At 50.4% G+C, this 24671-nt stretch carries 26 protein-coding genes; 20 read left to right on the top strand and 6 right to left on the bottom strand.

Going from position 1 to position 24671, the window contains the following annotated elements; all coding sequences use genetic code 11:
- Nucleotides 1-124 precede the first annotated feature (124 nt).
- Nucleotides 125-724 (top strand): ribosome biogenesis GTP-binding protein YihA/YsxC, encoded by a 600-nt coding sequence (gene yihA, locus KK083_RS05435; protein WP_254161503.1) that lies wholly within the window; start codon nucleotides 125-127, stop codon nucleotides 722-724.
- Nucleotides 725-759: 35 nt separating this feature from the next.
- Nucleotides 760-1257, top strand: coding sequence for a DUF5606 family protein (locus KK083_RS05430; protein ID WP_254161493.1), 498 nt, complete (start codon nucleotides 760-762; stop codon nucleotides 1255-1257).
- A 216-nt stretch (nucleotides 1258-1473) separates the two neighbouring features.
- Here KK083_RS05430 and fbp read toward each other — a convergent pair whose 3' ends face one another.
- On the bottom strand, nucleotides 1474-2493 hold the full coding sequence (gene fbp, locus KK083_RS05425; protein ID WP_254161492.1) for a class 1 fructose-bisphosphatase: 1020 nt from the start codon (nucleotides 2491-2493) through the stop codon (nucleotides 1474-1476).
- Nucleotides 2494-2545: 52 nt separating this feature from the next.
- Here fbp and KK083_RS05420 point away from each other — a divergent pair, with 52 nt between their 5' ends.
- Nucleotides 2546-3796, top strand: coding sequence for an aspartate kinase (locus KK083_RS05420; protein ID WP_254161490.1), 1251 nt, complete (start codon nucleotides 2546-2548; stop codon nucleotides 3794-3796).
- Between the two features lie 86 nt (nucleotides 3797-3882).
- On the opposite strand, the gene KK083_RS05415 is transcribed toward KK083_RS05420, so the two are convergent.
- A complete protein-coding gene (locus KK083_RS05415) occupies nucleotides 3883-4356 on the bottom strand; it encodes a low molecular weight protein-tyrosine-phosphatase (protein ID WP_254161488.1) in 474 nt (157 codons plus the stop codon).
- 328 nt (nucleotides 4357-4684) lie between these two features.
- On the opposite strand from KK083_RS05415, the gene KK083_RS05410 reads away from it, so the two are divergent.
- On the top strand, nucleotides 4685-5458 hold the full coding sequence (locus tag KK083_RS05410) for an enoyl-CoA hydratase-related protein (protein WP_254161486.1): 774 nt from the start codon (nucleotides 4685-4687) through the stop codon (nucleotides 5456-5458).
- 56 nt (nucleotides 5459-5514) lie between these two features.
- On the opposite strand, the gene KK083_RS05405 is transcribed toward KK083_RS05410, so the two are convergent.
- Nucleotides 5515-6546: a DUF6588 family protein gene (locus tag KK083_RS05405; RefSeq protein ID WP_254161484.1), complete on the bottom strand. Its 1032-nt coding sequence runs from the start codon at nucleotides 6544-6546 to the stop codon at nucleotides 5515-5517.
- A gap of 117 nt (nucleotides 6547-6663) precedes the next feature.
- Here KK083_RS05405 and KK083_RS05400 point away from each other — a divergent pair, with 117 nt between their 5' ends.
- The 3 genes from KK083_RS05400 to KK083_RS05390 are packed head-to-tail and all read left to right on the top strand — an operon-like array spanning nucleotide 6664 to nucleotide 9687.
- Nucleotides 6664-7908 (top strand): 3-deoxy-D-manno-octulosonic acid transferase, encoded by a 1245-nt coding sequence (locus KK083_RS05400; protein WP_254161482.1) that lies wholly within the window; start codon nucleotides 6664-6666, stop codon nucleotides 7906-7908.
- Nucleotides 7909-7957: 49 nt separating this feature from the next.
- Nucleotides 7958-8872 (top strand): ribosome small subunit-dependent GTPase A, encoded by a 915-nt coding sequence (rsgA, locus tag KK083_RS05395; RefSeq protein WP_254161480.1) that lies wholly within the window; start codon nucleotides 7958-7960, stop codon nucleotides 8870-8872.
- Nucleotides 8873-8880: 8 nt separating this feature from the next.
- The gene (locus tag KK083_RS05390; RefSeq protein WP_254161478.1) at nucleotides 8881-9687 is read left to right on the top strand and encodes a 2OG-Fe(II) oxygenase family protein; all 807 of its coding nucleotides are present in this window, start codon (nucleotides 8881-8883) and stop codon (nucleotides 9685-9687) included.
- Nucleotides 9688-9694: 7 nt separating this feature from the next.
- On the opposite strand, the gene KK083_RS05385 is transcribed toward KK083_RS05390, so the two are convergent.
- The 3 genes from KK083_RS05385 to KK083_RS05375 all read right to left on the bottom strand — a co-directional run bounded on the left by KK083_RS05385 (nucleotide 9695) and on the right by KK083_RS05375 (nucleotide 11745).
- Nucleotides 9695-10636, bottom strand: coding sequence for a glycosyltransferase family 2 protein (locus KK083_RS05385; protein WP_317195213.1), 942 nt, complete (start codon nucleotides 10634-10636; stop codon nucleotides 9695-9697).
- A 17-nt stretch (nucleotides 10637-10653) separates the two neighbouring features.
- A complete protein-coding gene (locus KK083_RS05380; protein ID WP_254161474.1) occupies nucleotides 10654-11133 on the bottom strand; it encodes an Mpo1 family 2-hydroxy fatty acid dioxygenase in 480 nt (159 codons plus the stop codon).
- Nucleotides 11134-11238: 105 nt separating this feature from the next.
- The gene (locus tag KK083_RS05375) at nucleotides 11239-11745 is read right to left on the bottom strand and encodes a DUF4442 domain-containing protein (RefSeq protein WP_254161472.1); all 507 of its coding nucleotides are present in this window, start codon (nucleotides 11743-11745) and stop codon (nucleotides 11239-11241) included.
- Between the two features lie 123 nt (nucleotides 11746-11868).
- Between KK083_RS05375 and KK083_RS05370 the strand changes: the two genes are divergently transcribed.
- The 13 genes from KK083_RS05370 to KK083_RS05310 all read left to right on the top strand — a co-directional run bounded on the left by KK083_RS05370 (nucleotide 11869) and on the right by KK083_RS05310 (nucleotide 24542).
- Entirely contained in the window at nucleotides 11869-13002 is a 1134-nt protein-coding gene (locus KK083_RS05370) for a saccharopine dehydrogenase family protein (RefSeq protein WP_254161470.1), read from the top strand.
- 44 nt (nucleotides 13003-13046) lie between these two features.
- Nucleotides 13047-13805 carry an NRDE family protein gene (locus KK083_RS05365; protein ID WP_254161468.1) on the top strand — a complete coding sequence of 253 codons (759 nt, stop codon included), beginning with the start codon at nucleotides 13047-13049 and terminating at the stop codon, nucleotides 13803-13805.
- An 11-nt stretch (nucleotides 13806-13816) separates the two neighbouring features.
- Nucleotides 13817-14680: an alpha/beta hydrolase gene (locus tag KK083_RS05360; protein WP_254161466.1), complete on the top strand. Its 864-nt coding sequence runs from the start codon at nucleotides 13817-13819 to the stop codon at nucleotides 14678-14680.
- A gap of 145 nt (nucleotides 14681-14825) precedes the next feature.
- A complete protein-coding gene (locus KK083_RS05355; protein WP_262899455.1) occupies nucleotides 14826-15548 on the top strand; it encodes an ABC transporter ATP-binding protein in 723 nt (240 codons plus the stop codon).
- A 164-nt stretch (nucleotides 15549-15712) separates the two neighbouring features.
- Nucleotides 15713-16261 (top strand): cob(I)yrinic acid a,c-diamide adenosyltransferase, encoded by a 549-nt coding sequence (locus KK083_RS05350; protein WP_254161465.1) that lies wholly within the window; start codon nucleotides 15713-15715, stop codon nucleotides 16259-16261.
- Between the two features lie 72 nt (nucleotides 16262-16333).
- Complete coding sequence (locus tag KK083_RS05345) at nucleotides 16334-17398, top strand: branched-chain amino acid aminotransferase (RefSeq protein WP_254161464.1); 1065 nt, start codon at nucleotides 16334-16336, stop codon at nucleotides 17396-17398.
- Between the two features lie 90 nt (nucleotides 17399-17488).
- On the top strand, nucleotides 17489-18019 hold the full coding sequence (locus tag KK083_RS05340; RefSeq protein WP_254161463.1) for a hypothetical protein: 531 nt from the start codon (nucleotides 17489-17491) through the stop codon (nucleotides 18017-18019).
- 159 nt (nucleotides 18020-18178) lie between these two features.
- Nucleotides 18179-19277 (top strand): peptide chain release factor 2 gene (prfB, locus tag KK083_RS05335; protein WP_254161462.1). Its coding sequence is split into 2 segments (ribosomal slippage): nucleotides 18179-18238 and nucleotides 18240-19277, totalling 1098 coding nucleotides; the frame shifts between segments, so codons are not numbered across the junction.
- Complete coding sequence (locus KK083_RS05330; protein WP_254161461.1) at nucleotides 19274-20455, top strand: MFS transporter; 1182 nt, start codon at nucleotides 19274-19276, stop codon at nucleotides 20453-20455. Before prfB ends, KK083_RS05330 begins: the two co-directional genes overlap by 4 nt.
- Nucleotides 20452-21114: a lysoplasmalogenase gene (locus KK083_RS05325; RefSeq protein ID WP_254161460.1), complete on the top strand. Its 663-nt coding sequence runs from the start codon at nucleotides 20452-20454 to the stop codon at nucleotides 21112-21114. The genes KK083_RS05330 and KK083_RS05325 overlap by 4 nt, the downstream gene beginning before the upstream one ends.
- Before the next feature lie 79 nt (nucleotides 21115-21193).
- A complete protein-coding gene (galT, locus tag KK083_RS05320) occupies nucleotides 21194-22237 on the top strand; it encodes a galactose-1-phosphate uridylyltransferase (RefSeq protein WP_254161459.1) in 1044 nt (347 codons plus the stop codon).
- On the top strand, nucleotides 22234-23250 hold the full coding sequence (locus KK083_RS05315; protein WP_254161457.1) for an inositol monophosphatase family protein: 1017 nt from the start codon (nucleotides 22234-22236) through the stop codon (nucleotides 23248-23250). The genes galT and KK083_RS05315 overlap by 4 nt, the downstream gene beginning before the upstream one ends.
- Complete coding sequence (locus KK083_RS05310; RefSeq protein ID WP_254161455.1) at nucleotides 23247-24542, top strand: galactokinase; 1296 nt, start codon at nucleotides 23247-23249, stop codon at nucleotides 24540-24542. The genes KK083_RS05315 and KK083_RS05310 overlap by 4 nt, the downstream gene beginning before the upstream one ends.
- Nucleotides 24543-24671 lie beyond the last annotated feature (129 nt).

Raw genomic sequence — 24671 nt, 5'->3', positions numbered from 1 at the left:
GTAGTAAACACCGGATGCTAATATAGTAAAAATGCCCCATTTCAGCACAAATTCTAACATCATAAGGTACGCGAAACTTACATTCTTAGTATTTTGCCCTTAAATCTTTACTTTAAGACAACCGATGGAGATCACCCAGGCCGAATTCGTTTCAAGTTATGCTGATGTTAGAAAGTGCCCCGCCCCCGACAAGCCCGAATTTGCCTTCATAGGTCGTTCGAACGTTGGAAAGTCGTCATTGCTCAACATGCTTACCCAGCGCAAGCAGCTCGCCAAAACCTCGGTGAAGCCGGGCAAGACCCAGACCATCAACCACTTCATCATCAACAATGCGTGGTACCTGGTAGACCTTCCAGGCTATGGCTACGCCAGCGTGAGCAAAGACAAGCGGGCCGGTTTTGGCAAGATCATCGAGCAGTACGTGCTGAAGCGGGAGAACCTTTATTGCCTTTTTATACTGATCGACTCACGGCTCGAGCCACAAAAGATCGACCTGGAGTTTATACAGTGGAGCGGCTCGAAGGGGGTGCCCATCGCACTGGTCTTCACCAAAGCCGACAAGCTCAAAAAGAACGAGCTGCAAAAAAATCTTTCCCGTTACGAATCAACCCTGCTGCAGACCTGGGAAGAACTGCCGCCGATCGTGGTCACTTCAGCTACAGAAAAAACGGGAAGGTCTGAGCTATTGACATTTATCGGAAATGCGCTGGCAGAACAGCGATAAAATTGTTTAGTTTTGTCCGCCAACTTTTTAAGCGTATGACTTTAGCAGAAATAGCCACGGTATCGGGTAAGGGAGGATTGTTCAAGGTAGTAGCCCCCACAAAATCAGGTGTAATACTCGAGTCGCTGGATGAAGCGAAAACCAAAATGATCGCCACCACCAGCCACCGCCTGTCGCTGCTGAACGAGATCTCCATCTACACCACCACAAAAGAAGGTACCGTTTCTTTGGAAGACATCATCAAAAAGATCCACAAGGAATTCGGCAACGACCTCGGTGTAGATGCCAACTCCGACCCTGCAGAGCTGCGGTCGTTCATGAAATCAGTGCTGCCCGAATATGACGAAGACCGCGTCTATATTTCTGACATCAAGAAGCTGGTGAAGTGGTATGACGTGATGTTCAAACACGCACCTGAAATATTCACCGCAAAAGAAGAAGCGAAAGAAACAAAAGCAGAAGCTGCGCCTGCAGAAGAAGCTAAAGCAGAGCCTAAGAAAGAATCTAAGCCTAAGGCGAAGAAGAGCAAGTAGAAATGCTTCTTAACCGCAGAGTACGCGGAGAAGGCGCAGAGGGCCGCAGAGTTTTTTGAGGTTGCTTCTACGCCACGCTTGGCATAGCGATTCTTTGTGACTTTACATAAGTAAATATCTGACGAACTTTAATCTGCTCTAAGACGGCTGAGGTCGCTTATATTATTTGCGGTCTTCGCGTTCCTCAGCGTTCTCTGCGTTTATGCATTTGGCATTTCAGAAACTCTCCGCTTTCGTTACCATATTTTTCGATCCTACATAAAAGGGCGTGCGCTCATGCAGATGACGCGGCTCGAGATCGAGAATACGTGCTTTTCCTGACGAAGCTTTGCCCCCGGCCTGTTCTGCGATGAACGCAAGCGCATTGCACTCATACATCAGGCGGAGCTTGCCTTGCGGATCTTTGGCTGTAGCCGGATAGATATAGATGCCGCCCTTCAACAGGTTCCTGTGAAAGTCAGCCACCAGCGACCCGATGTAACGCGCCGTGTAGTTGTTGTCTTTGCAGTGTTGGATGTAATCCTTCACCGGCTTCTCAAATGAATTAGCCGACCCTTCGTTAATGGAGTAGATCTTGCCATCTGCCGGCATCTGCATATCGGGATGTGAGAGAAAATATTCGCCGAGGCTGGGCTCGTAAGTAAATCCGTTCACGCCATGCCCTGTGGTATAAACGAGCATGGTCGACGATCCATACAGGATGTATCCTGCCGCCACCTGATCAGATCCTTTCTGTAAAATATCCTCCTCCTGGATAGGCATTCCTGCGATGCTTTTTCTTCTGTAAATCGAGAAGATGGTTCCGATCGAAACGTTCACATCAATGTTAGAAGAACCGTCCAGCGGATCGATGGCGATAACATATTTGCCTTCGTTGTTGAGATCAACATAAGATTCTGATTCTTCAGAGACCAGCGCACAAACCTCACCACCTTTCATCAGCGCTCGGGTGAACCGGATGTTGGCCAGCACATCGAGCTTCTGCTGCTGATCGCCGGTATTGTTGGTTGAGCCCGCGGCACCCATGATATCGATGAGGCCGGCCTTATTCACCTCACGGTTCACTACTTTTGAAGCGAGGGCAATGTCGCGCAGCAACTGTGAAAGTTCGCCGCTGGCAAAGGCAAACTGGTCCTGGTGGTTTTTGATGAACCGGTCCAGCGCCGTGCCGATAGGCTGAGCGATCCTTGAAGTTTCTATGCTTGTCGAGTAAGCATTATTAATGGATCTTTGCATACTTGTAAAATATTGTTGTAAAGTTAATCCGCAAACGATTTAGTTTATAAAAATGAAGGTTTTTAAATTCGGTGGTGCTTCTGTCAAAGACTCAAAAGGGATAAAAAACGTAGCCTTAATTCTACATTCTCATAGCCGCGGGAATCTTGTTGTTGTTGTTTCTGCCATGGGTCAGACCACCAACGCCCTGGAACGCATCGTAAGCCGCTATCAGTCGCACCAGGACTACACTGCCGAATTTAACCTATTAAAGGAATACCATAGCGGCATTATGCGTGATCTTTTTCCGGAAGGTCACCCTGCATGGAATGTTGTAGCATCGTCGTGGGAAACACTCGCGCAACAATTGCACAAAAGTTACAGCAGCCCTGATCAGCTTTACGACCAGGTGGTATGCTTCGGCGAGATCGTATCCACACAGATCGTATGTCATTACCTCATAGAACAGGAGCTCAAAGCCCAGTGGCTGGATGCGCGCGACTACATTGCCACCGATGATAACTACCGCGAAGGAAAAGTAGACTGGACAACTACGTGCAACAACATCCAGCAGATCAAAAAACTGCAGGAGCAGAAAAACATTGTGATCACGCAGGGATTCCTGGGCCGCACCAAAGACGGATATACAACTACGCTGGGCAGAGACGGCTCTGATTTTTCCGCCGCCATCTTCGCATCATGCCTGCGCGCCGAGTCGGTCACCATCTGGAAAGATGTTCCCGGCATTATGAACGCCGACCCCAAGCGGATGAAAGCTGTTACCGTGTTTGAAGAATTGCCGTTCAGTGAAGCTGCGGAGATGACCTACTACGGTGCCTCAGTGATCCATCCGAAAACCATCAAGCCCCTGGCCACAAAAGGGATCCCGCTGTATGTAAAGAATTTTGATGACCCCGCGCTGCCCGGCACCAAGATCCACGAGTGCCGCGTGGAAAACCTTCCGCCGCTTTTCGTGTTCAAAGACAATCAGTGTTTGATCTCGTGCAAGGTAACGGACTATACGTTCGTCACCGAAGAGCATATGAGCACCATCTTCCATGTGCTTACCGAGCTCAACATCCACATCAACGTGATGCAGAACTCAGCCATCTCATTTTCGTTTTGTATCGATTTTCGTGAGAGCAGGGTAAAGGCGCTCATCGAACGGCTGCAGCAGCAATTTGAAGTGTACTACAACACAGGACTTACGCTGGTCACTATTAAAAATTACGATGCAAAGAGCTTCGATACTTTCCGGAGCAAACCCGGTGTATTGCTAGAGCAGTCATCGCGTTCAACACTCCAGCTTCTCATAAGGCCGTAAATTGGTAATCGGTATTCGGTGACCGGTAATCGGTGGTGCAGTGCATTTTACTGATTACTGATTACCGACTACTTGATTACCATTTCCTATCTGTTTTTCTCAAGCTGATCTAAAAATTTCTCCATGGTGCGGTCGAGGATGTCGAAAACTTCCTGAAATCCTTTTTCGCCGCCGTAGTACGGATCGGGAACTTCTCCTTTGCCTGCAGGGTCGAAGTTGCGCATGAGTTGTACTTTATGCGCGTACGCCTCGCTGCCGGGCAACCTCAGGATGTTATTGTAGTTGCTGTTGTCCATGGCCAGGATATGATCGAAGTCGTTCAGGTCTTCTATGCTTAGTTGTCGTCCGCAGTGGTCGATCACAACACCGTTCTTCGAAGCATTGGCGATGGTGCGCGGATCAGGTGAGTCGCCGATGTGATAATTGGAAGTGCCGCACGAGTCGGCTTCAATCCATTGCTCCCAGCCCCGCGCTTTTACTTTGTGCTTAAAAATGGCTTCGGCCAACGGCGACCTGCAGATATTACCCAGGCAGACAAACAAAACCCTTACTTTTCCCATATCCGGTTTAAATGCTGTATAGACCTTTAAAAGGCCGTAAAGAAAGATAAATTCAGGTTACAAGGCTGAAAAGAATGCTATTAATTGTCGCATAAGCACCAATAAAAACCAGTAGGTTTTTGAAAAGCCTGTCTCACCGCCTTGGGAAGGCTTTTCTTTTTTGACCTTGATTAAAGGATTTACAGGATTAACTGGATTTAATACCTCTGCTACTTTTAAATCCTGCTAATCCTGTAAATCCTGATCAATCCTGGCCCATCTTGTTTATCCTGCTAAATCCTGCTAATCTTGTTAATCTGTATAGTCAGGGTCTAATCTTGTATTGATTATGGAGTACATTCTTGTCACGGAACAACACGAGCCCTTTGTTGCATTGGTGCAGCTGAACCGTCCGAAAGATCTCAATGCTTTGAATCTTCAACTGATGCAGGAGCTCAGTGAAGCGCTGCATCAGCTGGATAAGAATGAGCGCGTACGGGCCATTATCATCACCGGCAATGAGCAGGCTTTCGCGGCGGGCGCTGACATCAAGCAGATGGCCGACCGTTCGGCGGTTGATATGCTTCGCATCGATCAGTTCAGCACCTGGGACCAGATCCGTAAAACTAAGAAGCCCCTGATCGCGGCGGTCTCCGGTTTTGCCCTTGGTGGCGGATGTGAGCTGGCCATGACCTGCGATATGATCATTGCGTCAGAGACAGCGAAGTTCGGTCAGCCTGAGATCAAAATCGGTGTGATGCCTGGTGCAGGTGGAACACAACGACTCACCAAGGCAATCGGCAAAGCAAAGGCCATGGAGCTCGTGCTCACAGGCAGGTTCCTGTCAGCCGAAGAAGCGATGGGTTACGGCCTGGTAAACAAAGTGGTACCGGTAGAGATGTACCTGCGTGAAGCGGTGCAGCTTGGCAGGGAGATCGCGCAGATGGCACCCATTGCAGCGCAGCTCGCCAAAGAAGCTGTGAACCGATCGTTCGAGACACACCTCGACGAAGGATTGCATTTTGAAAGGAAGAATTTTTATCTCGCGTTTGCTTCTGAAGATCAGAAGGAAGGTATGAAAGCCTTTATTGAAAAGAGAAAGGCGGACTATAAAGGAAGGTAAGAGATACGAAGTACGAGGTACGATACAGGATCGTAGCCCGTACTTCGAATGATATTTTATCTTACACTAAGACCTACACCTGCGGTGAGGCACTTGTATTTCTGCATGGTATAATCTGCATGAAACGTAAGTATCGCCAGCTTGAGGCGCATACCAACGGTAGCACGTGGGCCGGATGCAGCAAACTTCAGATCGATAGGATCTACTTCGTTCTGATCTCTTGTGTTATCTTCATCAACATCGTACCAACCTTTCATAGACAGGTTAGACTTGGCAATGTTGTAGCCAATGCCGCCATAGAATGTCACTACAGAGAATTTTTTGGAGATCAATCCCTGAATGGTGGTGGCATTCATTTCAAATATACCTTTTTGATTGCTTCCCTGGATGTCACCTTCGAAGCTCGATTCCAGTTTGAACTTGGTGTATCCAACAAAACCAGAGAGATCAAAAGGCAGAAGCTTTATTCCGGGGATCCATTGTTTGATGTCGTGCATCACACCGAAACCGATGATCTTGATGCTGCCTTCATCACCGATGTCTACTGTAGGTGAGTATCTGATCTTAAGATCTGTGCCCTTGGGTAATCCGATACCCACGTGCGCCATGGGAACAGGCACCCAGTTCTTACCGATGTTGCCTTTCAGGTCGAGGCCGGGAGGGCCGCTGAAGGTTGCATTCGGATCGCTCGGATCAGGATTCTTAAGGCGATAGCTAGTGGAGATATCAGGACCGGCAAGGGTGGGCGCATATCCGTTATACTGTCCGGATGTAGGCACCAATTCTACTTTCTGAAGGTTAAGATCAGCAGGTTTGAAGAGCAGGTCGCCGCTGGGAATAGTCATGGCGTTGCCTGTTATAGTGATATCGATACCGGCGATCTTGTGTGCTTTGGCTGTGTTGTACCAGCCCTGGTTCAAGCCTGAGCTCACGCTCTTGATAACGGGTGCAATGTAGGCACCGATCAGCTTCTCACCATCTTCTATGCCTTCCTTAAGCAGTTGGTCAATGTCCTCCTGCGCGAACGATGGTACGGACGCACTGGCAACAAGTGCTGCCAAAAACAGTACACGGGTAAAAAATCTCATAGTTGGGGAATTATGTGTATAATTAAGAATACAAAAGTAAAAGATTTTACAGCTTTATTCTGCTATCGCCAAAAAAATAAATATGCAGCAAAGGTTAAGTTGTATTTTTGTGATGCCATGATCATCGTATACAATTTTTCGATTCGTCTGCTGGGTTTTTTGTTCTGGCTCGCAAGTTTCTTTCATCCCAAAGCCAAAGCTTTTGTCAAAGGACGTGAGGGAGGGCTTAAAAAAATTCAAAATACCTTTCAAAATAATACATCAGCCATAGTTTGGGTGCATTGTGCTTCTTTAGGAGAATTTGAGCAAGGCAGGCCCATTATCGAAGTCGTCAAAAAGGAGTATCCCGACCACAAGATCTTTCTTACGTTCTTCTCTCCTTCGGGTTTTGAGATACGGAAGAACTACGCGCAGGCCGATTTTGTGCACTACCTTCCCTGGGATACACCCGGCAATGCCAGGAAGCTGATCAGCATCGTAAAACCTTCGCTGGCCATTTTTGTGAAGTATGAATTCTGGTATCACTACAGCGCGGAGCTCAAAAGGAAAAACATTCCACTGCTTTCTATCTCCAGCATTTTCAGAAAAGACCAGTTGTTCTTTCACGGTACGGGTGGATTCTTCCGCAGGATCCTGCGCAACTTCACGCACTTCTTTGTGCAGAACCATGAATCGGTAAAGCTGCTGCACGGTATCGGCATCACCAACTGCAGCCAGGCCGGTGACACTCGCTTCGACAGGGTGAACCAGATCGTGCGGCAGCATGAGCCCATCCCTGTTGCCACCAATTTTAAAAACGATCAGAAGGTATTTGTGGTGGGAAGCTGCTGGCCCGAAGATCTCGATGTGCTGATCCCGCTCATCAACGAGAACAGGCTGAAGTTCATCCTAGCGCCGCATGAGATCACCGAGTCTTTTATCTCGGAGCTGGAAAAGGCTTTGCAGGTAAGATCGGTACGTTTTTCACAGGCAGAAGGCAAGAACCTGGATGAATATTCTGTGCTGATCATTGACAACATCGGCATGCTGAGCCGGTTATATCGCTACGGAGAGTTTGCTTATATCGGCGGTGCTTTTGGTAAAGGACTTCACAACATCCTGGAAGCGGCCTGCTACGGGGTGCCTATCCTTTTCGGGAATAAAAATTATGAAAAGTTTCAGGAGGCCGTAGACCTGATCAACCGGGGTGGCGCTTTTGCCGTTGCCGATTACCCCGACCTGAAAGAAAAATACGAAATGCTGAATGTGCCCGAGAGCTTTTTGTTAGCTTGTGAAGTAACACGGCAATACGTGGAAGAGAACCTGGGCGCAACCGAGAAGATCATGCGGTATTGCCGCAATGTATTGGAAAAAAGATCGTGATGACTTTTGCAGACCATTCGCGCATAGTGTGCACGCAAACCAACTGACCATGGAAGGATTGGTGCTACGTTCAACCGGCTCGTTCTACGATGTGCTGGCAGCAGACGGCCAGAAATACGTGTGTAAAGTGCGTGGCAAGATCAGGCTTGAAGGTATCAAGGAAACCAACCCTGTGGCTGTTGGCGACCGCGTGACCTTTGAAATGACAAACGATGTGGGTGCCATCACTGATATTCTGCCCCGCAAGAATCACATGCTCCGGCAGTCGGTCAAAAAAACAGCGCATGCCCACGTGCTGGCCGCCAACGTAGACCAGGTGATGCTTATCGCCACCGTTGCCTATCCGCGCACCTCGCTTGGCTTCATCGATCGTTTCCTGGTATCGGCGGAGTCGTTCCGCATACCACAAGTGCTTGTGTTCAATAAAAAAGATCTGCTCAAAGATGACGAGTTGCAGCTCCAGCAAAAGCTGACCGCGCTTTATGAAAAAACCGGTGTGACGGCCTTAACTGTTTCGGCCTTGCAGGAGTCACAACCCGATGTGCTCGCCCTGCTGCAAGGTAAGATCACGCTGATAGCCGGCCACTCGGGTGTAGGCAAGTCAACACTGCTCAACAAGCTCGCCCCGCACATCAACCAGAAAACGGGTGAGATCTCGGGCTTCTCCGAAAAGGGAATGCACACCACCACGTTTGCCGAAATGTTTGCTATCAATAACAACTCCTTTGTGATCGATACACCAGGCATCAAAGAGTGGGGCCTTGTTGACATGAACCACCAGGAGCTCTCGGACTACTTTCCGGAGATGCGCGACGTGCGACTCGATTGCAAGTTCGGTTCGCGTTGCATTCACGTGAACGAACCCCAATGCGCCGTCATCGCCGCCGTAGAAGCGGGCACCATCGCATTAAGCCGTTATGAAAGTTACCTCAGCATGATCGCCGGAGAGGATAATCGTAAGTAAAAGGAACCATGCAGTACACGGTCAACAACAGAACACTTTCATATACTGCAGAAGGAAACACCCATCGCGGAACAGAAGAGGTGCTGCTCAACAAAGCTGTTGACCTTACCGCCGGCACATCATGGCATAACAAAGGATTTACTGTTGAAGCACTTTTCCCTGAAAGCTTATACGAAACGTTTGCCCGTGACGCACACAACCTGCTGATAGCACTGTGGCGCGAAGCGGGGCTGACCATACCAGATGGGCTTGAGCTTTGGCAATATCACCACCTCGCCGCCGATACCCGAACACACCTCGCGGCAGTTGAAAAGACCAAGCTGCTCCCGGTAGAAAAGTTTCCATCGGGGATCGAAACGATCGAAAAACGGATCGCAGCCATCTGCGGCGCACCACTGAAAGCAACAAATCCGTTCGATGGTCAGTCCATATTTCACTTCCGGGTGATCCGTCCTGAAAGAGCCGACAACAATCCGCTGCACCGCGACGTGTGGCTCGAAGATTATGCTGATTGTATCAATCTCTATATCCCGGTAACGGGAAGCAACCACTTATCGTCACTGATCATTTTACCCGGTAGTCATCTCTGGGCAGAGTCGAAAATTGAAAGAACGGCTGGCGGCGCCATCATCAACGGTGTCAGGTTCAATGTGCCGGCCGTCACAGGGATCGATGGAGCTTATACGGCGGTGAGGCCCGATCCACAGCTCAATGAGGTGCTGGTATTTTCGCCTTACCTGATCCATGGCGGAGCTGCCAATCTCAATCCGGATAAAACACGGATCTCCATCGAGCTCAGGCTTTGGAAAAAATAAACGAGGGTTAATTGTACTTGATCCGATGATACCAATGCCGCAGGTAAGAAAGCGGTAGTCTGAATTTATTGAGCAACCACAGTAAACGGTCAACAACCCCACTCCTACCGGTTTCACGCAAAAAGATATAGAACTGATCTGCCTCTGCCCGGTTTTCGGAAAACACTGATTGCCGCAGCTCATATTTCAATCTCAACGCCAGCGCGCGATGATCTTCTTCTGTGCGGTTGAGCAGCAACGCTTTTTTGCAGACAAGGTAAGTGGAATGCAGCTGCCGGTCGCCCTGCCTGTACCATCCTGTAGACATCGAGCGTGCGCTTCGCCTCACCTTGGTCAGCTTGCGGTCAAGGTACGCGTACCGGTAATTGCGCGACGACCGCACCCAAAAATCAAAGTCCTCATAGCTCAGCGTTTCATCGTAACCATGAAGCTCGTCCATCACTTGCTTGCGCACCATCATGGTAGGCGAGCAGATAAAATACCGGCTGAGCACATGGCGGTAGACGTCTCCTTCCGGGATCGCCTTCAAAAGTTTTTTCCAGAAGAGGTATGCGTAGTGCTCGCGCAGAAATTTTCCTCGTTCGTCGATATAGATGGCATCGGTGAACACTACGCCATAAGAAGCATCGAGTGTTGAGAAAAATTCAACCTGGCGCTCGATCCTTTCAGGCATGAACACATCGTCTGCGGCAAGGTCGATGATGAACTCGCCCTTCGCCAGGGCCAGCCCGCGATTGAATGCGGCGCAGTTGCCAACATTCTCCGGAAGCAGGAGATATTCTATGGATGGATGTTTTGAAACGATCTGTTGGATGATCGCCGCGCTGTTATCGGTGCTGGCGTCATCCACCACGATGAGCTGAATGTTGTCGTAGGTCTGCGAGCGCACGGAATTTATCGCCTCCTCCACAAACCTCGCCTGATTATAACACAGGCAGACTACAGACACCAACGGTTTTTTCAGACTCAATACGGGATACCCAGTTTGCGATAAACAAAGTGCATGAGCCAGGCAGGACCGATCAGCAGAAACTGAATGTCTTTAAAGAAAGAAGGTTTTTTTCCTTCCACCTTGTGACCATAGAACTGCCCGATCCAGGCCACTATAAAAATGATGATCGATACCAGCCACAGCGGTGCAATGCCCGACTGCCCGATGAGCTTGGCGAGATAGAGACACAAAACACCGAAGAGCATCATGCCGAAGCTTAACGCGATGGAGAGCGAGGTATAATAAACCAGCACGAGGATCAGGACCACGGCTGCCCAGTTAGCATAAGGATTTCCTTCGCCCAAAAAGCGCTGCACCAAACCGGAAGGGATAGAAGCGATGAGGCCCACAATACTGAAAAAGATCAGCGGCACACATACCCAGTGAATGGCTTTGTTGGTGCCGTTCTGGTGACTTTCACCATACTCGGCCAGAAGTTCATCTATTTTACGCATAGGTTTAAGGCGGAAATTGAAAGTTTCTAATTTGAAGTTTCAAGTTAGCCGGTCAGGTCGGCGTTCTGTTATATCTATCTAAGTTAACACTAACACAACAAGTTTTCAAGTTTTGGTCTTCACCTTGCTCCAGTCCTTGATCTGCCAATGCACATTTCCTGTGGAGAGGTGATTACCCTTTACATCGTGAATGGGAACCTGGCAGTTCACCACCACGGATTCTTTTGTTTTCAGCGGGCCAAAAATATTCGCTTCAAGCCAGTCTGATGAAATGACGAATTCCGCGTGGGCATCCATCTTTCCCTGGTAGTGATAATCCATCTCCAGCCGTTGCATGATCAACCGGTATTTTTTCGGGTCCAGCTTCGAGATCAGCAAAAAGCCCGTGGTGAACTCTGAAACGGTTGCCATCGCGCAGGCATGCAATCCACGGATGTGGTTCAAATTTTTTCTGCGATAAGGCAAAAGTATTTTCAGGCGGTAGTCACCGATCTCAACCACCCTGAAGCCATGGGGTTTGTTAAACGGTACCATCCGGTCAAGCGCCAGGTTCAGCACCCACCTGTAAAAGGATGAGCTTTTCGCTTTTTGTAAGATCTTGTCTGTATCCATAAGCTTTTTAGCGGCAACAAAAGATATTCACAAGTTGCATTTTTTTAGGCTAATCTATCCTGCGTTGCAACTTTATTCTAATCGTTAATTTATGGTATACTTGCAGTACTGCAATCCAGATCCATGAAGAAAAAAATTGTTGTACTCGGCGCCGGGCTTGTAGGTAAAGCCATTGCCCTTGACCTGGCGAAACATTTCGAGGTAACGTCTCTAGACATCAGCGAAGAAGCTTTGAAAGCGCTTCAAGCTTCGGGCATCAGCACGCGCAAAACAGACATCACGGATACAAGCGCGCTCCAGGCGGCGATCGAACCCTTTGACCTGGTGGTGGGTGCCGTGCCAGGCTTCCTGGGATTGCAAACAGCCCGCACCGTTATTGAAGCAGGAAAGAATATGGTCGACATTTCTTTCTTTCCTGAAGATCCTTTTCAGCTCGACGACCTGGCGAAAAAGAAAAATGTCACCATCGTAACAGACTGCGGTGTGGCTCCCGGCATGGGCAACATCATTCTCGGCTATCACAACAAAAGAATGAAGGTGAGCGCCTATGAATGCCTTGTGGGTGGCCTGCCCGTGGTACGCGAGTGGCCTTACGAATACAAAGCGGTGTTCTCTCCCATCGATGTGATAGAAGAGTACATCCGGCCTGCCCGTTATGTGCAGAACGGCGCGGTGGTGGTGAAAGAAGCATTGTCGGATCCGGAGCTCATTCACTTCGATGGCGTGGGCACACTGGAGTCGTGGAACTCGGATGGCCTTCGCTCCCTGATCAGGACCATGCCCGGCATCCCCGACATGATTGAAAAAACACTTCGTTATCCCGGCTGCATCGAATACCTGAGGGTGCTGCGCGAGAGCGGATTCTTTTCGTATGAAGAGATCGACGTAAAAGGTGTGAAGATCCGCCCCGTGGATGTTACCGCCCGACTGCTCTTTCCGAAATGGAAACTGAAACCCGGCGAAGAAGAGTTCACCGTCATGCGCATCCGCATCAAAGGACAGGAGAACGGATCGGAAAAATTGTACGAATACAACCTGCTGGACCGCACCGACAAGCCTACCAGCACACTCTCGATGGCACGAACAACCGGTTACACCTGCACGGCTGCCGTTCACCTGGTGCTCGACGGAAAATTCAACCGTAAGGGGATCTGCCCGCCGGAATACCTGGGCGAAGAGGAAGCACATTTTAGCTTCATCATGAACCACCTGAAAGAGAGAGACGTAATTTATAAAATGGTAATCAGTAACCAGTAACCAGTAAATACAAAACCGTCCAAACCGAATACCGATTACCAATTATGTGTCTGATCTTCATTTCGCTCAACGAGCATCCCTCATACAAGCTGATAGTAGCTGCCAACCGCGATGAGTTCTACAACCGCAGAACCGCGGCCGCTGATTTTTGGCAAGACCATCCCGAAGTGTTGGGCGGTCGCGACCTGGAAGCCTGTGGTACATGGCTCGGAATGTCGCGCGGCGGTAAGATCAGCATGATCACCAACTATCGCGATCCCGTCAACATCAATCCGAAAGCACCCTCGCGCGGTCCCCTGGTATCTGACTATCTCATCAATCGCGAGACGCCCGAAGCTTACCTCCGGAAACTGGAGCCGGAAGCAAAACGATACAACGGCTTCAACCTGATCACCGGCACAACGGATGAGCTGTGGTATTTCTCCAATTACGGCAGCGGCATCGAGAAACTGACGCCGGGCCTTCATGGGCTGAGCAACCACCTGCTGGACACACCCTGGCCAAAGGTTCAGAAGGGAAAACAAGCCATGTGCGCCCTCACCAGCAATGCCTTTACACCCAACGATCTTTTTGAGCTGCTCCACAACACCGACACTGCTCCTGACGCGCAGCTGCCCGACACCGGCGTTGGGCTGGAACGCGAACGATATCTTTCTGCGATGTTCATCAAAAGCCCCGGGTATGGAACACGATGCTCCACGGTGGTGCTGGTGAGCTATGATAATGATGTTTTCTTTGCAGAACGTGTTTTTGATCTTGCCACCTTCACTTTCTCAGAGAAATCGTTTACGTTTAAAGTATAACCTCCATCGCTTTGAAAAAGGACAAGACACCTCCGCTGCTCAAGATCGTTCGCTGGTTTTTTCCAAAAGTGGAGAAGGTGGCGCCTTTCCTGGCACACCGGTATTTTATCAAGATCTTTTTCACCCCGCTCCGGTACCCGCTTCCCGACAAGGAAAAAGTTGTGGCACAACGGGCCGACCTGTTTACGATCGAAGTACTGGGAAAACAGATCCAATGTTATTCATGGGGGACAGGCCCCGTGGTATTGCTGGTTCACGGTTGGGCTGGGCGCGCCACACAATTCAGAAAATTCATCGAAGCGCTCACGGCATCCGGATACCGCGCGGTTGCGTTCGACGGACCTGCGCATGGAAGGTCTGAAGGCAAACAAACCAGCATTGCCGAATTCGAAGCGGTGCTTAAAAAGATCTACGAGACCATCGGTGAGCCGCACGCCATCATCGCGCACTCTTTTGGTGGCGGGGCCGTACTGTTTGCCGCCATGAACGGTCTCCCTGTCAGCAAGCTCATCAACATCGCCAGCCCTACCATCGGCGATGAGATCATCAACACCTACCTGAAGGCCATCAACGGCTCACCGGGAACGGGCGTGTTCTTCAAATCATACATCCTGCAACACTATGGGAAGAGCTTCGACGAATTCACCAGCCTTCACTTTATACGGCACCTGAAACAAGAAATAAACCTGTTGCTCGTTCATGATGAGAACGACAAGGAAGTGATCCTGAAGCATGCGCAGGAGCTCAAAAAAGTGTATCCAGGCGCCAGGCTCCTCGTTACCCAGGGATTGGGGCATACCCGCATTCTGAAAGACGACGAGGTGATTCGAAATTGTGTAACATTCATCAGCAACGGGCGTCTCAATGGCCAATGACCTTACCTCTGATACCGGTTTTCAGGTTTTTGAAAGAAATTTTGAAACTTAACGGAAACCTTTCCAGTATTAACACGGAAGGCAACTTTTTAACTTTTCCCGGCATCTTTGTAATTACGGCAGCAAACCAATAACTAATTGATCGATGAAAATCATAGAAACACACGCCATCTCGAGGACGTATAAAATGGGTAACCAGACGGTGAATGCCCTTCAATCGATCTCAATTTCCATCAATAAAGGTGAATACGTGGCTTTTATGGGTCCGTCCGGTTCCGGAAAGTCCACCCTCATGAACATCGTGGGATGCCTGGATACGCCTACTTCCGGCACCTATATGCTCAATAACAAGCTGGTAAGTGAAATGACCGAAAACGAGCTTGCAGACACCCGCAATAAGGAGATCGGCTTTGTGTTTCAGACGTTCAACCTGCTGCCCCGTGCCAGTGCGCTGGAGAACGTGGCCCTGCCCCTGATCTATGCCGGCTATTCCAAATCTGAACGTGAAGATATGGCCATGCAGGCGCTGGAGAACGTAAGCCTGGCCGACCGCTATCATCACAAGCCCAACGAGCTTTCCGGCGGCCAGCGCCAGCGTGTAGCCATTGCCCGCGCCCTGGTGAACAACCCTTCCATTATCCTCGCCGACGAACCTACCGGTAACCTCGACACAAAAACGTCTTACGATATCATGAACCTCTTCCAGGAGCTTCACGACAAAGGCAACACCATCATCATGGTAACGCACGAAGACGATATCGCTCACTATGCACACCGTATCATCCGCCTGCGCGATGGCCTCATCGAATGGGACCGCAAGAATGACAATGTGAACCGCGCAAAAGTGGCTGTTGCGGTGAATAGTTGACAATTGACAAGGGGCAATTGACAACGTGTGGAGTCAACTACCCTATTCTCTTTCAATTCATTGTAACACTAACCATGAACGGTTTCCCAGGCGTTGTCAACTGTTCCCGATGACAATCGGGATTTTGTCAACTTCGACTTCGATGCTTTCCCTAAATTAGCAGCATGAAGATCTACACTAAAACCGGCGACCAGGGCACTACGGCGCTCTTCGGGGGCAAACGTGTTTCGAAGGCCGACCTCCGCATAGACACTTACGGCACCGTGGATGAGCTCAACTCATGGATCGGTGTGGTGCGCGACCAGCCCGTGAACGAAAAACGCAAGGATTTTCTCATCTCCATACAAGACAACCTCTTTGTTACCGGCTCTATTCTCGCCACGGAGCCCGGCAACACCAAAGTGAAGATCCCTTCCTTGTCGGAAGCGGATGTAACGGCCCTCGAAAAAGAGATCGACGCCATGGATGCGCAGCTGCCCCCGATGAAGTTCTTCATTCTGCCGGGAGGCCATCAATCCGTATCGTTCTGCCATGTGGCCCGCACCGTTTGCCGCAGGGCTGAGCGGCTTACCATTGCCCTGCACGCACAGGAACCCATAGACCTGCTCGTGGTACGTTATCTCAACCGTCTTTCAGATTATCTCTTTGTGCTGGCCCGGAAAATGGGCGCGGAGCTGAATGTGGAAGATACCCCCTGGAAAGCCAGAATTTAACACAATCTTAACCCTAACTAACGTTAGTCGATTCGGGAATTTAGGTGTATCTTGCCTGGAAACTCATTAACCATGGTCGAGACACTTAAAATTGAGATAGAGCACGTAAAACGATCGCGGCTCCCGGAAGTGGATTTTACCAATCTTCCATTCGGGAAAGTTTACAGCGATCATATGCTGATGGCAGATTTCCGGAAAGGAAGCTGGGGAGGGTTCAGGATCCTGCCCTATGGCCATATTCCCGTCAGTCCTGCAACACCGGCCATTCACTATGGCCAGTCCATTTTCGAAGGCATGAAGGCCTACCATTCTTCCAGTGGCGAAGCGATGGTTTTCAGGCCGCTGGATAATTTGAAAAGACTCAACATTTCCGCCGAGCGTATGTGTATGCCGGTGCTTCCGGAAGAGTTTTTTATGGAAGGCCTCAGCACACTGATCGATACAGACCGGCGGTGGATCCCTTCGCAGGAAGGCGCGTCGCTCTACATCAGGCCGTTCATGTTCTCGGCCGATGAATATATCGGGATCAGGCCGTCACAGGATTTTACGTTCATGATCATTCTGAGTCCTGCCGGGGCCTACTATTCAACACCGGTGCGGGTAAAGATCGAGACGCATTATACGCGCGCCGTGCAGGGCGGAACCGGCTACGCAAAAGCAGCTGGCAACTACGGAGGATCGATCTATCCATCAAAGCTCGCCCAGGATCAGGGTTATCACCAGCTGATCTGGACCGATGGCAAAGCGCATCAGTACATAGAAGAATCCGGAACGATGAACGTGATGTTTGTGATCGACGATACGCTGGTAACGCCGGCATTGAGCGACTCGATCCTGGCAGGCATCACCCGCGACAGTGTGCTGAAGCTGGCGCGTCACTGGGGCATGAATGTGGAAGAGCGCAAGATCTCTGTTAAGGAGCTTGTGGATGCGCTGGAGCAGGGACGTGTGAAAGAAGCATTTGGAGCGGGAACAGCGGCCACCATTGCGCACATTGAAGTGATCGGCCATGAAGGAGTAGATCACCGGCTGCCTCCGGTAGAGAAGCGTGAGTTCGCGAATAAAGTGTATAAGGAACTGGAAGCTATCAAGCGCGGCACAAAACCTGATCCGTTCGGATGGGTTGTAAAAATGTAACGGTTTTATAGTTATATAGTTTTTATTGGCGGGCAGACATGTCCGCCAATTTTTTTTACTTTTAAATCGTTCTATCATAAAACCAAGCGCTTGAAGCCTGCCAGCTTTTTTCTTATCATGATCGCCCTGTCTGCCGTGGTGCCGGCAACTGCGCAAAAACAGTTGGTGCTTTTAAAGAATGAGAAAGTCGTGCTGAGGCTTTACCCGGGCGATGAGTTTGTTTTTAAACTGAAGAATGAACGCACCGTCAAAACATCGTACATCAACAATCTTTTTGAAAACGGTGTGAAGATCCACCGGGATACCATACCCTATTACCGGATCGAAAGAATATATTTTAAGCGCTCAACTTTCGCCAACAGGATTGGCAGTGCCATGGTAGTGCTCGGCACCGGGCTGTTCCTGATCGACCAGTTAAATGTAACAGTGATCCAGGGTGAAGAGCCGAGCCTGGACAACTGGGTGTCAACGGTGAGCTTATCTGCGCTGGGTGTGGGACTGCCGATGATGCTCATCAAAAAGAAATCGCAGCGGATCAACTATAAATACCGGCTGCTGACGGTGGGAGAAGATTCGCCGTTCTACAGGCCTGATACGAGGAATTTGATGTCGCCTTACTGAAGGCAGTTCACGCAAAGACCGCCCCACCTGTGCAATTGCTACGGCGGGCGAAGAAAGAAGCGCAAAGACCACAAAGGCATGTCGTAAATGTCTTTGATCCTTTGTCATTCCCCCAGATAAGGTATATTTGCACCTAATATTTATAAAACCAGCAGCAGAATGACTACTGAACAGTTGAAAGACTTGAAGGCTCGTGTGAGCGCCTTGAGGAGGTATCTTTGACTACGACCGTAAGAGCCTTGAAGTAAAAGACGAAGAGCTGATCACCCAGCAAGCCGATTTCTGGAACAATCCCAAACAAGCCGAAACCATTCTTAAGAACATCCGCACCAAAAAAGTGTGGACAGACGCCTATGAGAAGGTGAGCAAAATGCTCGACGACCTGGACGTGCTGAATGAATTTCACGAAGCCGGAGACGTGGATGAGGATGAGCTTGACCGCGAATACGAAAAAGCCGCGAAAGCCATCGAAGAGCTGGAATTCAAAAAGATGCTCAGCAAGGAAGAAGACCAGCTGAGCGCCATGGTGGAGATCAATCCCGGTGCCGGTGGAACCGAAAGCCAGGATTGGGCCGACATGCTCAACCGCATGTACATCATGTGGGGCGAAAAGAGCGGGTACAAGGTCACCCAGGTGGATTATCAGACCGGCGACGTAGCCGGCATCAAATCTGCCACCCTTGAAATTGACGGCCCTTTTGCCTATGGAAAATTGAAGGCCGAGATCGGCGTGCACCGCCTGGTAAGGATCTCTCCCTATGACTCCAACGGTCGCCGCCATACATCATTTGCCTCTGTGTTTGTCTATCCCGTGGTAGACGAAACCATCAATATCGAGATCAATCCCGCAGACATCGAGATCCAGACCTCGCGTTCAGGTGGCGCCGGTGGCCAGAACGTGAACAAGGTCGAGACCAAAGTACAACTTACCCACAAGCCTACCGGTATCGTCATTGTGTGCCAGGTAGAGCGGTCGCAGCACGCCAACCGTGAGAAGGCCATGCAGATGCTGAAGTCGAAGCTCTATCAGGTGGAGATGGAAAAGCGCAATGCCGAACGCGATAAGATCGAAGCCGGAAAAATGAAAATAGACTTCGGATCACAGATCAGAAACTACGTGCTACACCCTTACAAGCTGGTAAAAGATGCACGCACGGCAGTGGAACGCACCGATGCCCAGAACGTGCTCGACGGAGACCTTGACGAATTCATCAAGGCATTTTTGCTGGGCGCCCAGGAACAAACACAGCAGGCTTGAGCGACCCGGTAAGACTGGAGAAAACCTATACGAAACCGTTCTGGCTGATGTGTCTGAGCTCGCTGCTGTTCTTCGCGAGCTTCAACATGATCGTGCCGGAGCTTCCTGCCTACCTCACATCCCTTGGCGGAGCGGAGTATAAAGGTTTCATCATCTCACTGTTCACCATCACGGCGTTATTATCGCGACCGTTCAGCGGTAAGATCGCCGACAGGCTGGGCCGCGTACCGGTAATGATGGCAGGCTCCATCGTATGCTTCGCCTGCAGCCTCATGTATCCGGTGCTCACATCTGTTGCCGGATTTCTCTTGCTTCGACTCATTCACGGTTTTTCAACAGGCTTCACGCCTACGGGGCAGACTGCCTATCTCGCTGACATTGTGCCCGCCAGCAAACGCGGGGAAGCTGTGGGTTTGCTCGGAACAGCAGGAACATTGGGTATGGCCGGAGGACCTGCCATCGGGGGGTTGCTCGCCAACCAGTTTGGCATCAATGCAATGTTTTACTGCTCTTCGGCCTTCGCCATTTTATCTGTCATCATAGTGGCTAACATCAAAGAGACCCTGAAAGAAAAACATCCCATCAGTGTCGCTTTGCTCAAGATCAGCAAGGATGATCTTTTTGAGCCACGCGTGCTCGTGCCGTGCTTCATCATGGTGCTGTGTGCTTACTCCTATGGCACAATGCTTACCGTGATCCCTGACTTCAGTGTGCACGTCGGCATCAAGAACAAAGGCCTGCTCTTCACCTACTTCACGGTTGCTTCGCTCGTGGTGCGGTTATTGGGCGGGAAAGCCTCTGACCGGTGGGGTCGCCGGGCAGTGCTCAGGATCTCTTCGCTGATCATCGCCATCGCTACGCTGACCATGGCATTTGCCGACTCACCTCTTCAGCTGATTACGGGTATGGCGCTGTACGGCCTTGGACACGGCGCCACTTCTCCTACATTACTGGCCTGGGCCACTGACCTCAGCAACGCACGTTTCAAAGGCAGGGGCATTGCCTCCCTGTATATTTTTATGGAGCTGGGCATTGGCCTCGGCGCTTTTATTTCCGGATTTATTTACGGCAATCAATCATCGAATTTTTTTGTCACCTTTACTGTATGCAGCTCGCTTGCAGCACTGGCATTTCTTCACCTCACTTTTTCCCGGTCTCCGGTTAAGATCCCATCATGAAAAAAATTGCATTGATCCTGTTTATAATCTCCGATCTCGCTGTACTGGTTTCTGAATTCACGGGCATCTCCTGGATGTACACCATCGGCAAACCGCTCATCATGATTTCGTTGCTTTTGCATTACTTGCTGGCCTGTGAGCCGATCAACCGGTCACGGGCACTGATCCTCGCCATGGTGCTTTCGCTGGCCGGAGACGTGCTGCTGATGAACGAGGCATATTTCATTGGCGGACTGGTTGCCTTTCTTGCCGCGCATGTGTTTTACATTTTCGCCTACCGTCAGCACCGGCGTGAAGAATCGGAGAATGCGCTGCTCGGTCTTCAGCGGGTAAGGCTTGCCTTCCCGATCATCCTTGCGGGCACGGGGCTGGTGGTGGTGCTCTATCCGGTGTTGGGCGATCTGCGCTTACCGGTCATCATTTATGCCTCCGTACTGTCATTGATGGCGATCAATGCGTTGTTCAGGCACGGCCGTACATCCACTGGAAGCTTCTGGATGGTGTTTGGCGGCGCCGTGCTCTTCATGATCTCCGATTCCATACTGGCCGTCAACAAGTTCCTGGAACCCGTGCAGCACGCCGGTTTCCTGATCATGTCTACCTATATCCTGGCACAATACCTCATTGTAAACGGTTTGTTAAACCATCCACACGAATAAGTGTATTTTCGACACTACAGGATATTGAAAAAACCGGAATGATCGTATCTTAAGGGGTAATTCTAAATAAGCTTCCGGCATGAGCAACAGTTTTGAGAACAAGTGGGAAAAGCGCTGGCATCCGCTGCGCGAAGAGTGGGTAGTATATTCGGCACACCGTAACAGTCGTCCGTGGCAGGGTGCAGACCTGATCAAACCCGCGACCGGCCCCTCGTATGATCCTACCTGTTATTTGTGTCCTGGTAACAAGCGCATCCACGGGCACAGCAATCCTGCTTATAAAAGTGTTTTCATCTTCGACAACGATCATCCCGTAGTAGGTATGAACGCCCCGGAGGTCACGCAGCCCGCTGATACCTTGTACAAAAGGGCGAAAGCCACGGGGCGGGCTAAAGTAATATGTTATGATCCGCGCCATAACGTTACGCTTTCGCAGATGAGCCTTGAAAAAGTGACGGAGGTGTTCGAAGCTTTTCAGCGCGAAACCACCGCGTTGAAGAACGATCCCGCTATCCGCTCTGTGCTCATCTTCGAGAACAAAGGAGAAGCAGTAGGCGTAAGCAACCCGCACCCGCATTGCCAGATCTACGCCACCGATTTTCCGCTCAAGCTCGTTGAACAACAGATCAGGGTAGCAAACACATATTACCAGGAAACCGGAAAAAATATTTTTGCACAGATCATCGAAAACGAAAAACGCGACGACGTCAGGATCATTGCAGAGAACAAAAATGCCATTGCCTTTATTCCATTCTTCGCGCGTTACGCTTACGAGGTGATGATCTTCCCCAAGGCCCCACATCAAAGCCTGATCACACTGAACAAAGAAGAGATCAAAGACCTTACCGCCGTTTTTCATGAGGTGGTACGCAGGCTCGACATGAACTTCAACATCAGCTTTCCCTATGTGATGTCTGTCATGCAGGCACCCATAGACGAAGGAGATTATCCCCAGTTTCGCATGCACTTGTGGTTGCAGCCACCTTACAGGCAACCCGGACTCATCAAGTATTTGGCAGGGCCGGAGATCGGCGCGGGAAATTTTATGGCCGACACCATGCCCGAAGAAAAAGCAGCCGAGCTGCGGAAAGTAGACCTGAGCACTTATCAAGCTGCATCATGAACTACGAACGTGTTATACACATGCTGAAAGAGGCTGGCAACGCAGTGCGCGAAAAGGTCTATGCCTCGCTTCAGTCGTCTTCCGTGGAGCAGCTCAGCCGCGTGCACGCCGAGAAAAGTGAAGATACGATCTATACCATCGACCGTGAAGTGGAAGAAGTGCTGGTACCGGTGCTCGCAAAATATGCCGATGAGCTGGGAGGCATTGTGCTGCTGGCGGAAGGTATCGGAGAAGATGAGGGTGGTATTGTACTGCCTGAAAAATATGACCGGCACAACGCCAAATTGCGCTTGATCATTGACCCCATAGACGGCACACGCGGCATCATGTATAACAAACGTGCTGCTTTTTACCTGGCAGGCGCGGCACCCAACAAAGGTGATCAGACATCGCTGCTCGACATAGAGGCTGCCGTGATGGTTGAATTGCCAACCACAAAACAATTCAAGTCCGATACGCTGTGGGCCATCCGGAACAAGGGGTGCTTCGGAGAGACGAACAACCTGCTGACTGGAGAAACTGCACCGGTAGCTATCAAACCTTCGGGTGCCAAAACCATCATCGGCGGGTTCGCACAGCTGGCGCGGTTCTTTCCTCCCGGAAGGGACATATTATCCAGGATCGAGGACGAGCTCATTCAAACCCTGGTACCCTCCAATCCCGGAGGCAAAGCTTTGGTTTTTGAAGATCAGTATATCTCCAGCGGCGGACAGCTGTACGAGATGCTGATGGGGCACGATCGTTTTGTAGCCGATGTACGCGGTTTGTTATACGCGCATCTGAAAAGTCAGGGCAAGGAAGCGGGCCACGTTTGCCATCCTTATGATGTATGTGCGCACCTGATCGGAACAGAAGCCGGCATGATCATCACCAATGGTCATGGCGATGCGTTGCAGGCCCCGATGGATCTCAACTCGGAGATCAACTGGATAGGATATGCCAACCGGGAGATCGAACGGGAAGTTAAACCGATATTGATGACATTGCTTAAAAAATACGACCTGATCAGATGAAGGCTAATGCGATCTCGGCTGAAGCGTGGGCTCCCGGCCGCCTCGATGTGATGGGTGGAATTGCAGATTATTCGGGCTCACTGGTACTTCAGATGCCCATCCGGCAGCAGACTTCGGTGAAGCTTGCGCTGCGTGATGATTTTATCTGCAATATTCACAGTGAAACAAGTGTTGGCGAAAAGTTGTCGGCATCACTCGATTACCGGGAGCTGCTCGATGGCCAACAGGTGAGCTACACGTATGCGCGCGAAAAGCTGAAGCAGTCGTGGATCGCCTACATCGTAGGTTGCGCGCTGGTGCTTCAACAGGAGAAGGGTATCGACTTCAGGGGCGCGGATTTCTACATCCACTCGGATGTACCGTTGGGAAAAGGTGTTTCGTCTTCGGCGTCGCTGGAGGTCTCAAGCATGAAGGCGCTGGCCCAGGCTTTCCGACTTTCTTTTGCAGGAACAGAGCTTCCCCGACTGGCACAGCAGGTGGAGAACCATGTGGTCGGCGCCCCTTGCGGATTGATGGACCAGCTCGCATCAGCGTTTGGTGCGCCGGGAAAACTATTACCCATCATCTGCCAGCCCGACAAGATCGCTGAACCTGTTGCCGTACCTGAAGATGTTTATTTCATCGGCATCGACAGCGGCGTCAGGCACTCCGTTGGCGGCGCTTCGTATAGCGATGTGCGTTGCGGTGCCTTTATGGGCTATTCGATCATCCTTCAATCGTTGGGTTTAGACCACGCCACCATCGAAAAGACCAATCCCTCGGACCTGCCTTTTCAGGGATACCTTTGCAATATCTCAGTTCCGGAATTCGAAAACAAGTTTGCTGCGCTGCTGCCAGAGAGGATGAAAGGTGATGCGTTCCTTTCGCGTTACGGCGTAACAACAGACCGTGTAACGAAGGTGAATACAAATACCGTCTACGCTATACGGCAGTCTACCCTGCACCCCATATATGAAAATGCGCGTGTGCACAAGTTCATGCAGCTGCTCAAAGAAGTGCACCATCTTGATGGCACTGCCAGGTTGAGCTATTTACAGGAGATGGGGGCCCTGATGTATGGATCACACGAAAGCTATTCACGCTGCGGGCTGGGCTCGGAGCGCACGGATGAGATCGTGAACCTGATGAGGTCGCACCCGGCCGATGGCATTGCCGGCGCGAAGATCACCGGAGGCGGCAGCGGCGGAACAGTGTGCGCGCTGGCCATTGGCGAAGAAGGAAAACGCGCGGTGAAGAGGGTTCACCAACACCTCTGTGAGAAGTATGAGACAGATTTGGTGCTGTTTGAGTGACGGGACTGGTTGCCAGTTGCCGGTTACCTGTTGCCGGTTCGTTCGGTGTGAGAATTTCCTGTGAAATCCTACTCCAGTGAATCGAAGTCCCTGAATCGAAGTCCCTCACGTGAAGACGTGCACCACCCC

The sequence above is a fragment of the Chryseosolibacter histidinae genome (genome assembly GCF_018598225.1).
Lineage (GTDB): Bacteria > Bacteroidota > Bacteroidia > Cytophagales > Cyclobacteriaceae > Chryseosolibacter > Chryseosolibacter histidini.
This window is presented reverse-complemented; position numbering and strand designations above follow the sequence as displayed.

Bases quoted from the DNA above. Each gene is read 5' to 3' on its own strand.
- yihA (WP_254161503.1), top strand. From the start codon at position 125: ATGGAGATCACCCAGGCCGAATTCGTTTCAAGTTATGCTGATGTTAGA.
- KK083_RS05430 (WP_254161493.1), top strand. From the start codon at position 760: ATGACTTTAGCAGAAATAGCCACGGTATCGGGTAAGGGAGGATTGTTC.
- fbp (WP_254161492.1), bottom strand. From the start codon at position 2,493: ATGCAAAGATCCATTAATAATGCTTACTCGACAAGCATAGAAACTTCA.
- KK083_RS05420 (WP_254161490.1), top strand. From the start codon at position 2,546: ATGAAGGTTTTTAAATTCGGTGGTGCTTCTGTCAAAGACTCAAAAGGG.
- KK083_RS05415 (WP_254161488.1), bottom strand. From the start codon at position 4,356: ATGGGAAAAGTAAGGGTTTTGTTTGTCTGCCTGGGTAATATCTGCAGG.
- KK083_RS05410 (WP_254161486.1), top strand. From the start codon at position 4,685: ATGGAGTACATTCTTGTCACGGAACAACACGAGCCCTTTGTTGCATTG.
- KK083_RS05405 (WP_254161484.1), bottom strand. From the start codon at position 6,546: ATGAGATTTTTTACCCGTGTACTGTTTTTGGCAGCACTTGTTGCCAGT.
- KK083_RS05400 (WP_254161482.1), top strand. From the start codon at position 6,664: ATGATCATCGTATACAATTTTTCGATTCGTCTGCTGGGTTTTTTGTTC.
- rsgA (WP_254161480.1), top strand. From the start codon at position 7,958: ATGGAAGGATTGGTGCTACGTTCAACCGGCTCGTTCTACGATGTGCTG.
- KK083_RS05390 (WP_254161478.1), top strand. From the start codon at position 8,881: ATGCAGTACACGGTCAACAACAGAACACTTTCATATACTGCAGAAGGA.
- KK083_RS05380 (WP_254161474.1), bottom strand. From the start codon at position 11,133: ATGCGTAAAATAGATGAACTTCTGGCCGAGTATGGTGAAAGTCACCAG.
- KK083_RS05375 (WP_254161472.1), bottom strand. From the start codon at position 11,745: ATGGATACAGACAAGATCTTACAAAAAGCGAAAAGCTCATCCTTTTAC.
- KK083_RS05370 (WP_254161470.1), top strand. From the start codon at position 11,869: ATGAAGAAAAAAATTGTTGTACTCGGCGCCGGGCTTGTAGGTAAAGCC.
- KK083_RS05365 (WP_254161468.1), top strand. From the start codon at position 13,047: ATGTGTCTGATCTTCATTTCGCTCAACGAGCATCCCTCATACAAGCTG.
- KK083_RS05355 (WP_262899455.1), top strand. From the start codon at position 14,826: ATGAAAATCATAGAAACACACGCCATCTCGAGGACGTATAAAATGGGT.
- KK083_RS05350 (WP_254161465.1), top strand. From the start codon at position 15,713: ATGAAGATCTACACTAAAACCGGCGACCAGGGCACTACGGCGCTCTTC.
- KK083_RS05345 (WP_254161464.1), top strand. From the start codon at position 16,334: ATGGTCGAGACACTTAAAATTGAGATAGAGCACGTAAAACGATCGCGG.
- KK083_RS05325 (WP_254161460.1), top strand. From the start codon at position 20,452: ATGAAAAAAATTGCATTGATCCTGTTTATAATCTCCGATCTCGCTGTA.
- galT (WP_254161459.1), top strand. From the start codon at position 21,194: ATGAGCAACAGTTTTGAGAACAAGTGGGAAAAGCGCTGGCATCCGCTG.
- KK083_RS05315 (WP_254161457.1), top strand. From the start codon at position 22,234: ATGAACTACGAACGTGTTATACACATGCTGAAAGAGGCTGGCAACGCA.
- KK083_RS05310 (WP_254161455.1), top strand. From the start codon at position 23,247: ATGAAGGCTAATGCGATCTCGGCTGAAGCGTGGGCTCCCGGCCGCCTC.